The organism is Paeniroseomonas aquatica (assembly GCF_030409335.1).
Lineage (GTDB): Bacteria > Pseudomonadota > Alphaproteobacteria > Acetobacterales > Acetobacteraceae > Belnapia > Belnapia aquatica.
This window is the reverse complement of record NZ_JAUFPN010000015.1, coordinates 1-13,494: the sequence shown is the minus strand read 5'-3', so window position 1 is coordinate 13,494 and position 13,494 is coordinate 1. Positions and strand designations below refer to the sequence as shown.

The following is a 13,494-nucleotide window of genomic DNA, read 5'->3' as shown; positions in this document are numbered from 1 at the left end:
CCCCGGAAGTTTAGGCTTGAGGGCGCAGGAGATGTCTCGTGGTCATGCCCAACAAGATTGCCGAGCAGCAGGCGGCCGCTGGCGGCGGCGCAGAGGTCGGCCGTAAGCCGACCGTCGTGCCGCCGCCAGCGGCCGCCAACCCGGAGCTGTCGGAGCGCCCTCGGCGGCGCAGCTTCACCGCGCAGGACAAGCTGCGCGTGCTGGCCGAGGCCGACCGCGCGACCACCCCCGGCGAGATCGGCGCCCTGCTGCGTCGTGAGGGGCTCTACTCCTCGGCGCTGACCGAATGGCGGCGCCAGCGCGAGGCTGGCATCCTCGGCAGCCTGACCCCGGCCAGGCGCGGTCCGAAGCCAAACCAGCCCAACCCGCTGGCCGCAGACCTTGCGAAGGCGCAGCAGGACAACGCCCGGCTCCGGCTGCGCCTCGAGCGCGCCGAAGCCATCATCGAGCTTCAAAAAAAAGTTGCCGACCTGTTGCAAATCCCGCTGCCGCCGATCGACAGCGACAGCTCCTGCTGATGGACAGCCTCCTCGCCAGCCCGCCCGCGCCGGTCCCCATCCGCGACGCCTGTGCCGCACTGGGCGTCTCGCGTGCCAGCCTGCACCGCAGGCAGCGTCAACAGGCCCTGCCACCAGCAGCGCCGCTGCTGCGCCCCTCGCCACCGCGGGCGCTGGGCAGCGCCCAGCGCCAGGTCGTGCTCGACCTGCTGCGTCAGCCACGCTTCGCCGATCTCGCGCCCTACGAGGTCTACGCCACCCTGCTCGACGAAGGCGTCTACCATTGCTCGATCCGCACCATGTACCGCATCCTCGACGCCCACAGCGAAGTCCGTGAGCGCCGTGACCAGGCGCGGCATCCCGTCTACCGCAAGCCCGAGCTGCTCGCCACCACACCCAACACCGTCTGGTCCTGGGACATCACCAAGCTGATGGGCCCGGCCAAGTGGACCTACTTCTACCTCTACGTCGTGATCGACATCTTCAGCCGCCGCGTCGTCGCCTGGGCCGTCGCCGATGCCGAGAGCGCCACCATCTTCAAAGCCCTGTTCGATGACGCCATCGACAAGCACCACGTCCCGCCAGGGCAGCTCACCCTGCATGCCGACCGCGGCGGACCGATGAAGGCCAAGGCCACTGCCCAACTGCTCGCCGACCTCGGCGTCACCAAGTCGCACAGCAGGCCGCACACCTCCAACGACAACCCCTTCTCCGAGGCACACTTCAAGACCCTCAAGTACCAGCCGCAGTTCCCCCAGCGCTTCGGCTGCATCGAGGACGCCCGACAGTTCTGCCGCGACTTCTTCGTCTGGTACAACCAGGACCACCACCACAGCGGCCTCGGCCTGATGACCCCTGATCAGGTCCATTACGGCCAGGCCGACGACATCCATGCCGCTCGGCAACGCACCCTCGACCACGCCTTCGCCGCCCATCCCGAGCGCTTCGTCAATCAGCCACCGTCGCCACCCGCCAAGCCCACCGCCGTTTGGATCAACCCACCCAGCCAGAAGGCTGATCCTTCAAGCGTAAATTAGGCCCATCCCTGTCTCATCGTCGTTGACACGTTCCGGAGACTGTGATGAGGGGCATCGGCTGATCGCCACAGCTGTTTAGTGATTATTCTCACTAAACACTTGGCAGCCCGGCCGCAATAGTGATTTAACTATATAAACCGCTAGGGCTTCAACATTGTGTGAAGTTCCTGCCCGAGCGCCTTAGCGAGCCGGAACATCGTGTCGTGGCGAGAGGACACCTTGCCTCGTTCGATCTGGCTGATGTGCATCTGTTCGAGGCCAGTGAGCTCGGCCAGCTCGGTTTGCGTCATGTTCAAGGTCTTACGGAGCTCTTTCACCCTGGCGCCAAAGAGTTTGCGCTGCTCTTCGGCCCCTTCAGCTGCTCCGCCAGCCTCATCCTCGCCCATGAGCTCCGCATTGCCTCTAAGTAGGAGCGCCGGTTCCCAGGATGTCTGGGGCAGTACACTCATATCAAAGGCCCCTTACACCATGTCGGGACAGGATCCCAACAACCTCCAATGTCTCGATCATTGCTGATAGCCCCCTTATATCGTTTATCCGTAACAATACGGCATGCTATTAAAGCCAACTCTCACCTGACCGTTCTAACGCCAAGCGGGATTCTGGCTCTTATCCGGCGCGAACAGGCCCACAGGGTTTGCGGCAAGCCGGAAATAAAGCGCGGACACCCTTAGCCGCGTTCGCGCCGCGGCCTAGTAGATGCTCAGGGGTCACTCGGAGTATCGTCATGCGACCCCTTTTAGCTCTTGGTTTCACCGCAGCCTTCCTTGCTGCTGCCCCGCCCGTTCGCGCGGAGCTGCTTATGGGCGGCAACTCAAATCCCACTCCCGGCACGGCGGCCATTGCCGCCCCCTCCCTGCCGCCCGTCGCTGCACCTAGCCGCCGGCCTGGGGTTCTGCCCGCCGCCAAGGGTTTCGGTGAGCAAATCAGCCTTCGATTTGCCGCCCGGCAAATCGTCCCGTCTGACGTCGCGCTCGCAATCGCCGATAATGTGGACACCACTACCAATGTCAGTTGGCAGGGCGGCCGGCCCTGGAACCAGGTTCTGCTGGATGTTCTCAAACCGCTCAATCTGCGGCTGACGATCACCAGCAACACGGCACTCATTTCGCGCTGATCGTCGCCGCCATTCGCGCCAAGGGGACTGACCTTCCTTCCTGATTTGCTAGTCAGGAAGGATCCCCAGTGCCCAGCCTCAGCCTCCCCGACGTGACCGCCTGGGTTCGCGCGGTCGAGCCATCGGAAGCCGATCGCCTCTGTCGACCAGCTGCCGTCGACGCTGATCCCGAGAGTCTTGCGCTCCTGCAGGAGTTCGGCCTGGCGCTCGACACTGCAGCCGGAGAGCACCTCGATACCGCCTTTGAGGCCGTCCCGAGCCTTGCCCTGCTGCGCAAGGCTCTCGAGCAGATTGGTCCAGCCCGCCGAGTTCGTCTCATCGACTGGATCGCTGTGTCGCTCCCTCGTGGTGAGGCCTTGATTGCCGCACTTCTGGGCGACGAACAGGACAGCGGCTTCCTGCGGGCGGAGATGGTCGCACTGCACCGTCGGGCCGTCCTAGCCCGAATCTTTGGCGCAGACCGCGTCAAACAGCTGCTGGAGGCATGCCGCAGCGCCAACAGTGAGGAGATTCCCGCGTGACGAAGCGAATTCAGGCATCGGCTCTCGTGCTGATGGCATCTCTGTCAACAGGCGTCGCTACCGCCCAACAGAGCGAGGGCTGCGCCGAGCTCCAGCAGGCTGCGGCCAGTGGTATGGCGGCACGCATGGCCGCTGACGAGCGGGATATCCACCCGCCCCAGAGCGTCACCTCGCTGTCCTGCCTCGACAGGTTTTTCGACGGCGTAGGCCTCAACGTTCTGACCGACGGTATTGATCCAATGGCCATGCTCAGTTCTGCGGGCCAGAAACTAATGGCCCAGGCGTGCCAGGTCGCTTTGTCGGCATGGCGTAGCCAAGTCGGGTCGATTCAATGCGGCCTGACTGTCAGCGGCTTCAATCTCGGATTTGGCGGCCTTGGCGGGGGCAATTACTGCCCGAACATCAGCCTCGGCGGAGGCGGTGCAACGATCGGCAGTGCCACCATCGGCGGAGGCACTAACTACAACGGCTACTACATCAATGGGCAGCCGATGACGCCGACCGGCTACCCGGTCCAGAGGCGCTGATCCGATGCGTACTTTCCTCCTGTCAACGGTTGCTGTGGTGGTTACCGCCGCCGCCCTCTCGAACGTGTCGCGCCCCGCACACGCCGAGGTCGCCGATACCGCCGCCATTGTCCAGCTGATGGTGCGGACCATTCAGGGTTTTACTCAGGTCAGCAACTACTTGAAGGGGCAGGTATCAGCGCTGCAGCAGACGACCGACGCGAGCAACGTCGCCAACTTCGCCGTGCAGAAGGATTTGCGAGGCGTTGTAGTCCGCGACGAGCATGTTGCCACACCATCTGCCTGCGAAGCCCTCGACAACGGTCAGGCAATCGCTGTTGCCGCCGGGCAGAGTTGGATTGTCAGTAACAGCATCAGCCGAGTGAGCGATCCTCGCGGCGAGGCCGCGCCCAACATGCCGGCTTATGTCGGTCAGGCCAATGCCCAGGCAGCCAATACCGCGATCCATCTCGGCCGCTACTGCGGCGAAGGCGAGGCCCAGGACGGTATGTGCACCCTTGGCAGCCGGCCGAACTGGGATCAGCGGGCCAGTACCATGCTCGGGGCCTTGGCCTATGGCGACACCCCGGAAGACCTGACTGCAGCCAACGACTACGTCACCAACCTCATCCAACCCGTCCCGCCCAGAGCGCTTCGGACTGATGAGGTGCGATCGCTTGCCGGTCAGGACAAGCAGGCGTGGCGGCGTCGCTACAACGCCATGATCTCTCTGGCCCGCACCGCTATGAACGACATCGTCGCGGCACGGACAAACACCGTGACCCTGACGCCGGCTCAGCGCGAGCAGCAGCGCGCCCAAGGCATGACCCAAACCGCCAAGGGCTCGTGGATGCTGGCAGCCGAGCTCGAAGTGAATCGCTACGTTTCAGGCCGAGCCTGGGCCCGCGATCTGCAGCGCATGCCTCCCGCTGCCCGGCAGATCGAGCAAATCAAGCTAGACGCCTTCCGGGCATACATTGACTGGCAGCAGTTCAAGGCGAGCCAAACTCAAACTGCCCTTTTGTCGGCCATCTTGGCAGATCGCGCCGAAGCACCTTTCGGTCGCCCCCAGCAGGCATTGCTTGGCTTGGCCACCATGCCCGTCCCAACAACGAGGTGACCCCGATGCCGGACGGATCCTACCGTACAAATGCGGAGCGACGCGCTGATCGCGCGGAGATCCTCCGCAACGACCTCTACGAGCTGAAAGATGAGTTACGGCGCAATCCCGAAAAGGTCGTCACTGCCCTGCTGCGGCAGGAGCCGACGTTCCGTGGACCACGCAATGTCCGCTACTACCCTCGGGGTGGGCTTTCAGTCTCCCTCGACACCGGGCTGTGGCACGACAAGGGCGCCGGCCAAGGCGGCAGCCTGTTCGATTTCGTCGTGGCGCAGGTCGGCTCTTTGCCGGCAGCTATCGATTGGGCACGCTCCCATCTCAACCGCCCTGCCCCGGATTTGGCTCGGCCATTATCGGATGCCGATCGCCGGCAGTACCAAGAGCGCCAGGCTGCCGCGCTTGTGGAAGCAGCCGCAGCTGACGTCCGGCGGCAACAAGAGATTGCTGCCAAGCAGCGCGAGGTCGCGGTTAAGTCTCGTGCGGAGTGGGAGCGATCGAAACCGGCTCCTGCTGACCACCCTTATGCCGCTTCGAAGCAGGTCTCGCCGGACGAGCTGCGGTTAGACCGCTACGGCAACCTGCTTGCGCCAATGCGGACGCCAACCGGAGAGATGGTGGGTGTGCAGCGCATCGCTCCCGACGGCGGCGAGAAGTGGCGGGAGCTCAAGTTTCCGGTGCAAGGAAACAAGATGTTCCCGGCTGGGGTGCTCAAAGAGGGCACTTACATGGTCATCGGCGATGCCAGTGACCCAACCCGCCCCGTGGCCTTTGCCGAAGGCTGGGCAACCGGCAAGAGTTTCAACGTCTGCACCGGTTTGCCTGTCGTCGTCTGCTGGGATGTCGGCAACAAAGAGGCGGTGATGACCGCTTGGCGGCAGCGGCATCCCGACCAGCTCCTGCTGGACGCTGCCGACAACGACGTGGCCGGCAAGCAGAACGCCGGCGCCGCCATGGCGCGGCACCTGCAGCGTATCGTCGGCTCCATCCCGATTTTACCGCAGTTCGTCGATCCATCCGAGGGTTCGGACTGGAATGACCGGCACCGTCGCGCGGGCACAGTCAGCACCGCGGAGGAGATCGGCGCCGCACTGCTCAACGGTCTGCGAAACATAGCCAGAAAGGACAACGTGCTAATGCCCGACAGCGTGCTCTTTGATGCTCAGGCACCGGCGGCGACAGCGTCTCAGTCCGCCGTACCCGCTGCCTTTGAGCCGACACCGCGTCAGCGTCTAGTCGCAGCAATGGTGGCGGATGGTGAGAACGTCATGGGCCTCTCGCCATACCGCGCTCTGGATTTGGCTCAGTCAGCCGTCAGCCAACTGAGCGATGATGCAGTCCTCCAACACCTGCCCTCCTCTGCAAAGGGCGCGGCCGTGCCCGGCGCCGTGGCGGCGTCACCTCCCACCACTCCCTCGCCTGCCCCGAATGCGCCAGAGCAGGCGGTACCAAAGGACTTTCCAATGCACGACGTTTTGCAGAAGATCACAGAGCAGGTCAGTGGCGCACCTGACGTCCCGATCAAGGCCGCAAAGATTCTCAATCTGCTGGGTGCGAACGTCACCCAGATGCCAGAGCTGGCCAGCAACCCCGAGTTCAGAGCCAGGGTCGCCTACGCCGTCCAGGATGCCGAACGGACTGGCTTCAAACTGGACTTACCCCCTGCCATCCGCCAGGAGATGACTGACCTCGCCATGATTGCGCCGGGCCTGACCAACACCCGCATGGCTGACCTCATGGCAGTCACCTCGACGATTGGTAGCCAGCACCTCGTGCAGACTATCCGCGATGGTGCCGATCTGCTCCGGCATATGGGCTCCGCGCAGGAGTGCCCTGCCGCCGAGGAGCGCGTCACCGCCCTGCAGATGGCCGTCGCCGATTACAAGACGGGCAAGGCGCCTGCGGCTGATACCTCTGCCGCCGCGACGACCAGCCCGACCGCACCCCCACCTACTGGCACTGCGGAGATGTTCGGCCCGCCCATTCCAGCCGGACTGGACCAGGCTGCCGTCGCAGTGCAGGAGGCCACCAAAGCCACCGGATCCAAGCCGGCCGAAGTGGCGCCCCCTTCCCCTGCGGCGATTACTCCCGCAACTGAGGTACCCCCATCTGTTGCGCAGCAGACGGGCAGCACAGACACGGCTCCGGAGGCTCTGGCCGCCACCCGGCACACTATCCCCTCCCCAGGCCCTGGCCACCATGTTCCGCCAGCCGCGGGCCTGCAGGGCCAGGTTCCTCCGGCCGCCGCGATGCCCGCGGCCGCGGCTGTGGCAGGTCGCGCCGCCGGAGCTAATCCTGGCGGCACTCTGTTCTCGCGCTTCCTGCCGCAGGGTCCAGCTGAGCGATCCGGTCCTGCGCCTTGGGAGACAAACTCAGTCGGCCTGGCACAGCGTCTCGGCCAGTTCGGCACCCTCCTAGCGGATTCTAAAACGGACCGCCTCATCAGCACGGCGGAGCAAGGGGCTCGGGCTGCCATGGATGCCGTACGTCGGTTCAGCGCGGGCCCTGCCCGTGAGCTCTATTCAAAGCTGGAGGCCGTCGCAGCTTCCGAACCGGGCGGCATGCAGGCTGTGATGTCTGAGATGCGTGCTGGCGGGCGGCACGAGGCGCTCCGGTCCGAGTTCACGGCCATGATGGCCCGGCCGGAGTTCGCCAGAGCCTACCAAGCCACGACCTCCGCGATCGGCACGTATGCTGCGGCGCGGGAGCGGGTTGCCATGGATCAAGTCGCCCGCGGGCTAGACGGCTCGCGGACTGCCGGGTTCGATCGGACGGATGCGATGATCGGCGAGGAGGCCTCCAAACTCCCCGGCGTCGAGGCTGGAAAATCCCACCTCGAGGAGATGGCGCAGCGTCTGGCCGAGTTCTTCCGCCGAGCTATCGAAAAGGTTGCCAGCACGGTCAACTCCGTCCGGGCATCGGTCGGTGCCTCCTCCGGCCCGTCACCCTCCCCCACCCCGTAAACCGCAGTCTATTCGCGCCAGCGCAGAGCACCCTCAGGGGAAACCTTGAGGGTGCTTTCTTATGATGCCGAAACTAGCCCTGGCCGGTTTACTCCTGGCCATCCCATCCGTTGCTTCGGCTGGCCCCTTCGACCTCACTTGGGCCGCCTTCGACCCTGGCGACGACGTTTTGGCTCAGGTGTTGCGCGACCTCTTCCTGACCAACTCAGGCCAGGGGATCGCCAATCAGAGAACAATCATCGGCATTCTGATGGGTCTGTTCTCCGCGACGGTCGGCATCATTGCCATGACACTGATCATCTATCAGACGCTCGTGGCCATGTTTGCCGCCGGCGAAAAGGGTGTGGTTTTGGACGAAAAAACGTCCTGGCTTGCCGCCGTCCGCATCCCGATCGCAGCCATCATGATGTATCCCCACGCCGACGTCGGCACCTCCACCGGAGCACAGTTGGTCGTCCAATCCGGCTTGGCCTCTATTGGCATTACCCGTACCCTATATGCTGCGGCAGTTAAGGGCATTGGGCCGGACGCCGTGCCCATCGCTACGCCCATGGTCCCCGGGACTAAAACGATCGTGTCGGGGCTGATGCACAACGAGCTGTGCCGTGCCTTGATCAATCTGGCCACCAATAATCCCCGCATGGTGCCCGTGCCTACGCCGTCAACCGGCGGGCTCCGGTCCATGGGTGGCTATGTCTCCTGGTCCTACTCCCTGGCTCCAGGCAATGAGACCAGCGCCCCGGTCTGCGGCACAGTGACCGTCCGCCAACCCACGGAGACGGCTGGCGCCAACATCATGGGGGTGAGCGTTGATATGTCGGATCGACAGCGTCAGATCCTCACCAACGTGCTTGAGCAAAACATCCGGCCCCAGATCGAGCAAGTAGCGGCGAATTTCTGGCGGAGCAGGCAGGCCGCCTCCCTGGCGCCAATGCAGGCGGTGTTGATCACCGCAACCAATGCCTACACGCAACAGCTGACAAGCACCGCCACAGAGATTGTCAGCAAGCTCCGCGGTGCCGTCTCGGCCGACAGTGCCCGCACCGGCGCAATTGCCGTGCAGGGAAGCATGGACCGGCTGTCAGCGTTGGGCTGGTGGTCGGCTGGTTCCTATGCGCTCGAAATGATGCGGCTCAATGGCTCAACGCTCAGCCTGTTGTCAGCCCTGCCATCGGTGACCGCTCCCACCTATGCCGGACTTGGGCCCAATCTTTCGGCCGATCTCGCACCCTTTGTGCATGCCGCGCTGACCTGGCGCGACCGGCTCAACAACTACGTCCAAACGGTTGATGGCCTCGACGTGCCTGGCGGTAGCTCTGATCTGTTCGTCGGTGCGACCCCGGGTGATGACGGCGCCACTACCCTGGAGCGTGTGGTCCGCAGTCTGCGGATCAATGAGCGGGTCCTCAATGCCTTCATCACCGTGACCGCGCCAGCATCCCAGATCTGGCAGGATCCCTTCGCGGCGCAGATCCAGCTCGGCCACCGGCTGATTCTCATCTCGCTCAGCGCGCTCGGCATGGCGAGCATCCTGGCGTCGACTACCGGGGCTGCGGGCACGATGGCAGTCAACGTGCTAACCTTCAATTTCAGCGGGGCGGCAGCGACAGCGGCCGGGTACCTGACAATGCAATTCCTCGCCACGCCCATTTTCTACGGGCTCATGGCGCTACTGATCCCCGGCCTGATCTTGGCTTTCCTGCTGCCCCTAATGCCCTATTTTTTCTGGTACGCCGGGGTCCTGGGGTGGTTGATTCTGGTGATCGAGGCGGTGATCGCAGTTCCCCTTTGGATGTTTGCTCACCTGACTTATCGCGGTGAAGGACTGCACGGGCGCGGGTTCGAGGGCTATGCGCTTATTTTCAACATCCTTTTGCGGCCAGCATTGATGCTCATCGGCCTGTTCCTGGGCTACGTAATCTATGGCGTCGGCTCCTGGGTCCTGGCCAGGAGCTTCGGCGTCGTCGCCAGCTTCGCCCTCAGCAATGGCTGGTTTGTTGGCAACCTGCTCGGCGTTGTCCTGCTGATGTGCTGCTTCGTCGTCATGCACATCGTCACTACCACCCAGGCTTTTCGCCTGATCAGCCTGGCGCCCCACCATATCGTCAAGCTGGCTGGCATCGCGCCGGCAAATCGGGTCGACATGGACTCTGTTGCTCAGCAGATGGGCTTGGCCGGGATGGCCACGAGCCTCGAATCTATCAAGACGAGCGTGGCGACGATGGCCAAGTCTGCGGTGCAAGAAGGAGGAGATGCCACTTCGCCTGCGATGCCGGCGCCGGAGGGAACTTCTAAGGGGCCATTTGCTCTGGATCGGACAGTAGCCGCATCCTCTGATATTGTGCCTCCGCCGCCTTCCTCTCCCCCGGCCAAGGACAGCTAGCCATGAGTTTCATGACAGGATGGATTCTTGGGAACACCGCGGCGAAGAGCGCCGCGCACACCCAGGAAACCGTCCTTCACTTCCAGCGTCTCCGGCAGAACCGCCGGACCGCTTGCACCGTAGCATCTTGGCAGCAGCATGCTGCCGAATGGGAGGCTTCGGCACGGCACCTCGACGCGCAACTGACTATCGCCGAGGGTATGCTGCAGGAGGCTGCGCAGCATCTCCAGCAGGCTGCAGCTGATCGGCAGGCTCTGGAGGAGCGCCTGGCCAGGGCTGAGGCCTTGGCTACAGGTTGGGAGACTAGCGCCCGGCAGTACCACAGCCGAGCCATAGAGTTAGAGGTCCAGGTCTCGGATCTGAGGCAAGAGCTGTCGGTACACGAGGCTATCCTCCGGGCTACGACCGAGCTCTCGAAGCGTGACGCTCTGCGTCAGACGAACTGATCCGTTCGCGCCGCCATAGCTGATCCTTCTTCCAGGATCAGTTATGGAGAGTTAGATGCGAGTGACTATCTTAGTAGCCCTTGGCCTTCTGGCCCTGCCGGGGTGTGAGCATCGCGGCAACCTTCGTGCGGCCGCCGACTACGGCAATGTCTCGGCCAGGCCCATCGCCAACCCGTTTTACGACCCCTACGCGGCTGTCGGCTCAGCCAACGCGCGGTGGCGACCAAGCGTGTTTGACCGGGACGGAACCGTGTTCCGTCCCGGCAGCCATAACCTCTCAGGCAGCCCCTATGGACGGCCCGCGGGTACGTTCTAAGACGCGAGTAAGGTATGGCGGGGCCGCTGCTGGCCCCCGCCGACCAACGACCGGCCCAGGGAGACGCGGTCGGGATCTTTGCACTACGGCGCCGCCTGGCTGTCGGTCGACGGTCGCGCTCGCGTCGTCGGCCACCACGCTTCGTCCGTAAGCAGAAATTCGCCCATCGTGCCCATCCGCCGCCGCCGGATTTGCCAATTCCGATGGGAATGCTCGGCGGTTTTCAGGGTGAGGACGGTCAGAACGAGAACGAGGAGGGCGGCCGATTGCAAGCCGCCCATGCTCTGCCCACTGATGATCAATCCGATCCAACCAACCAGGGCTCCCAAGGCTGTTGCGAGGCAAAACCGCGCTGTCCAGCCACTCCGCCAGAGAGTGGCGTGCAACCGCCGTTCGACTTCCTGCTCCTGCATCTTGTGCAGCATCGCGGTTGCGGCGACGTCGAACTCCCCGCCACCAGTCGTGATAATACGCATGGCCTCCGGACGCTTTTGGCGCACCAGTGTCCAAAGCGACTGGATGTCTCTTGCGCCCGCTGCGATCGCTCGCGGGTTAGCACATTGGTAGCTGTAGCGCGCGACCGCCACGATTGGCCTGGTCGCTTGCCCCCAAAATCCGCTTTTGGGCCGGAAGGCCGCTGGTAGGTCGCTCATCGCAGTCAGCGCCCTACCGCCCGCAGGATCTGCTGAACACCGCCCGAGCCTACGAACGTGCCAGCAGTGCCGTCTGGCTGACGCCAGACGAAGGTGGGGAAGGATTCAACGCCCAGGCTTACCGCAATGGATTTGTTATCCTGCAACTGCACATCCGATCCTGTCAGGATCCCAATCCCAAATGACTGCCGACGCCGGGTCGCCTGAACGACCTTTGTCCACGCATCGGCCATGTCCTCGGGGGGCACAGAGAGGAGAGAGCGCGCGGCCAGCGTGCTCTGCCCGTTGTTGTGGTTATCGAGCCCTGCCACTGGCAGCAGTGCAATCTGCAACTGGCCGGCAGCGATCGCCGGCCGCAGCTCATCCATTCCTCTGACCGAATATGGGCAGAGAGGATCGAAGACCATATAGACGATCGGCGCTCCTGCCTGGCCAACGACGCCAACATGGGCATTTGCGAGCAGCGAAAGACCGTCAACCGCCTGCACCCTTTCGACCTCCACGGCCGGTTGCCCCTGCTGCTGCAGTGCTGCCGCAGCCTGTGTTCCGATCGCTACTGTCGGAACCACACCGGGAATGGACCGCGTCTGCCGTAGCGTCACATTGCGCCTACCAGGGTCTGCCGCCGTCAGGTCCCACAAGATGCCGGTGATGACGGCTCGGCCATCAGGGGTCACATAGTACGTCTGGAATTGGGTTGGCGTCCTGCCGAAGACTGCTCGGACGCCATGGTCCAAACCGATGTCTGACAGCGCGGCGCCCTCGCTCGCCAGATACGTGAGGACTGGACTCTCGGTGACCGCCCCCCCACTGATTGGGCGAACGGTATCGTCTACCCCGGTCAGAGGTGGCAGCGCTGCCCCCCTGGCTTGGAGAGCTGGCCCCCTATCCTGCACCCGCACTGCCGGCAGGAATGGCCGGACTTGCCGGCTGGTGGCATCCCATGCGTTGCGGTCCGGGTTCGTCACATCCCAGAGCATTCCTGCCACCACCCCCATCCCATCAGGCAGCAGGTAGAAGGTTTGCGCCTCGCCGCCGGGGGCCTGTGCCAGGATGCCCCGCACGCCATGTTCGCTGCCGAGGTCTCGAAGGATCGCGCCCCGGCTGGCGAGACGACGCAGGACCTGATGGCTCCTGATCTCCTCATCACTGATACGGGGCGTTTGCACCGCGGCTGCTACAACCGGAGTTTGATCCACCGGCGCTGCTGCGGCATCCAAGCTACAGGTCTGAGCAACAGCACCCATCATTGGTGCAGCCAAGATTGTGGTTGCCAGAAGTAGAATCCGTCGCATCGTCCACTCCTCTAAAATGAGGACTGTGAGACCTGCTGGCGCGAATGGAGCCCTCCCGCCCTCACACCACCCATCGACACTGCTCCACAGTGGCTTCGGGATGCAGCGCGGCTTAATACCCGGCGATTACATCGAAGGGCTGGGCGCCGCGTGAAGATGATCCGGTTCTGGCGCTGCCCGGTAAACTCGATCCGGTCGGGTGTTGCTTCCCTCAAGCGCTGTCGTCAGTGACGCCTCGTGTTCAGCCAGGACGCTGTCCTCGAGCCGCTTGAGCTCAGTCAACATAGGCTGAGCGAGGGCTTGGACCTGGCGGAATTTCTCCCAGGCCTCTCCACTCCGGGCCGCCAGCTCTGCGCGGCGGACCTGGTACTCGGTCACGTCGACTGCGGTCTGCAGGCCAACCAAGGTTTGTTTATCGACGCCGGACACCTTCGCTGCGGATAAGTTCTTGCGCGCCTCTGCTACGTCGCGGTCGAGGGTCACGAACTTATCTGGGTCTGGTCGCCGGGCCTGGCGTGCCCATAGGACATCAAAATTGGCGATACGCGGCCGCTCGATCGTCGATCTACGAGCCAGGTCGGCTCGCAATTCTCGGATCTGGGTCTGGCGCTCACGCAGCAACTCGAACTGCTCGCGGGCAGCA

The 13,494-nt window shown here is 63.7% G+C and carries 12 protein-coding genes; 8 read left to right on the top strand and 4 right to left on the bottom strand.

Annotated elements, in window-relative coordinates; genetic code table 11:
• The first annotated feature begins 38 nt into the window (after positions 1–38).
• Positions 39–1,534 (top strand): IS3 family transposase gene (locus QWZ14_RS01700; protein ID WP_408903522.1). Its coding sequence is split into 2 segments (ribosomal slippage): positions 39–465 and positions 465–1,534, totalling 1,497 coding nucleotides; the frame shifts between segments, so codons are not numbered across the junction.
• 140 nt (positions 1,535–1,674) lie between these two features.
• On the opposite strand, the gene QWZ14_RS01695 is transcribed toward QWZ14_RS01700, so the two are convergent.
• Positions 1,675–1,920, bottom strand: coding sequence for a helix-turn-helix domain-containing protein (locus tag QWZ14_RS01695; RefSeq protein WP_290314824.1), 246 nt, complete (start codon positions 1,918–1,920; stop codon positions 1,675–1,677).
• 341 nt (positions 1,921–2,261) lie between these two features.
• Between QWZ14_RS01695 and QWZ14_RS01690 the strand changes: the two genes are divergently transcribed.
• From QWZ14_RS01690 to QWZ14_RS01660, 7 genes are all read left to right on the top strand, one after another.
• The gene (locus QWZ14_RS01690; RefSeq protein ID WP_290314823.1) at positions 2,262–2,651 is read left to right on the top strand and encodes a hypothetical protein; all 390 of its coding nucleotides are present in this window, start codon (positions 2,262–2,264) and stop codon (positions 2,649–2,651) included.
• A 68-nt stretch (positions 2,652–2,719) separates the two neighbouring features.
• On the top strand, positions 2,720–3,172 hold the full coding sequence (locus QWZ14_RS01685) for a hypothetical protein (RefSeq protein ID WP_290314822.1): 453 nt from the start codon (positions 2,720–2,722) through the stop codon (positions 3,170–3,172).
• The gene (locus tag QWZ14_RS01680; protein WP_290314821.1) at positions 3,169–3,699 is read left to right on the top strand and encodes a hypothetical protein; all 531 of its coding nucleotides are present in this window, start codon (positions 3,169–3,171) and stop codon (positions 3,697–3,699) included. Before QWZ14_RS01685 ends, QWZ14_RS01680 begins: the two co-directional genes overlap by 4 nt.
• A gap of 4 nt (positions 3,700–3,703) precedes the next feature.
• Positions 3,704–4,798, top strand: coding sequence for a hypothetical protein (locus tag QWZ14_RS01675; RefSeq protein WP_290314820.1), 1,095 nt, complete (start codon positions 3,704–3,706; stop codon positions 4,796–4,798).
• Positions 4,799–4,803: 5 nt separating this feature from the next.
• Entirely contained in the window at positions 4,804–7,758 is a 2,955-nt protein-coding gene (locus QWZ14_RS01670; RefSeq protein WP_290314819.1) for a toprim domain-containing protein, read from the top strand.
• Between the two features lie 64 nt (positions 7,759–7,822).
• Entirely contained in the window at positions 7,823–10,141 is a 2,319-nt protein-coding gene (locus QWZ14_RS01665; RefSeq protein WP_290314818.1) for a DotA/TraY family protein, read from the top strand.
• Between the two features lie 2 nt (positions 10,142–10,143).
• The gene (locus tag QWZ14_RS01660; RefSeq protein WP_290314817.1) at positions 10,144–10,587 is read left to right on the top strand and encodes a hypothetical protein; all 444 of its coding nucleotides are present in this window, start codon (positions 10,144–10,146) and stop codon (positions 10,585–10,587) included.
• A 399-nt stretch (positions 10,588–10,986) separates the two neighbouring features.
• On the opposite strand, the gene QWZ14_RS01655 is transcribed toward QWZ14_RS01660, so the two are convergent.
• From QWZ14_RS01655 to QWZ14_RS01645, 3 genes are all read right to left on the bottom strand, one after another.
• Entirely contained in the window at positions 10,987–11,490 is a 504-nt protein-coding gene (locus tag QWZ14_RS01655; protein ID WP_290314816.1) for a hypothetical protein, read from the bottom strand.
• A 71-nt stretch (positions 11,491–11,561) separates the two neighbouring features.
• Positions 11,562–12,851 carry a thioredoxin domain-containing protein gene (locus QWZ14_RS01650; protein WP_290314815.1) on the bottom strand — a complete coding sequence of 430 codons (1,290 nt, stop codon included), beginning with the start codon at positions 12,849–12,851 and terminating at the stop codon, positions 11,562–11,564.
• 126 nt (positions 12,852–12,977) lie between these two features.
• Positions 12,978–13,494, bottom strand: a 517-nt coding sequence (locus tag QWZ14_RS01645) for a hypothetical protein (RefSeq protein WP_290314814.1), incomplete at its 5' end; no start/stop codon positions are given.